This window comes from Oleiphilus sp. HI0128 (assembly GCF_001635365.1).
On the sequence record NZ_LWGG01001254.1, the window covers coordinates 1 to 730 of the forward strand.

Genomic DNA, 730 nt, shown 5'->3' on the forward strand with positions numbered 1-730 from the left:
AACAAGCGCTTACAAGTGCCAGTACAAAACCTGAACCCACAGCTTGTGGAACCTGCCCAACAGCATTCTGCCCGTATAACTCCCCCACCTTAACTGAAACCGCTTGGGAGATCCCCAGTGGCACCATAAAACTTAAGGTAGCTGCCTGAAGCGCAACATGATGAGCAGCCAGAGCTGTCGCCCCCAACCACCCAATCATGATTGCTGCAGCCGAAAACATTCCCACCTCCATTGCATGGGCCAAAGCGATAGGTAATCCAAGCCTTAGCGTTTCAAGAAATTGCGAAAGAGAAAAGTTTTGCCAGCCCTTCCAAAAAGGAAATCCCTTAAATTCATCGCGTCGATAACTCAAAAACACCAATCCCAGAAACATCGCCCAGGAAATAATACAGGTTCCTAAGGCTATGCCTTCCAGGCCCATTTTTGGAAAACCCAAATAGCCTTCCATCAACACCAGACTAACCGGGTAATTTGAAACGGCTGCTATTAGGCTAATAGGAAGAATAAGCCTTGAATTACCTAAGCCAACAACCAAACTGCGCATCAAGATAAAACCAAATGCTGGCAACAATGCCCATAAAACAAGATCTAAATATGATTGAGCAAAAAAAACCAGCTCAGACAGCTGGCCAAAGAAAAGTAAGACAGGCGAGATATTAACCAAGCCAAAAGCAAAGACGACAAAAAGAATCACCACCAATAAGCTACCAGACAAGACTGCACGGTGGAT

The 730-nt window shown here is 45.5% G+C and carries 1 protein-coding gene; it reads right to left on the reverse strand.

Translation table 11 applies throughout. The features are described from left to right. A partial coding sequence (locus A3763_RS21220; protein ID WP_255376633.1) for an MATE family efflux transporter occupies window positions 1-730 on the reverse strand: 730 nt, incomplete at both ends.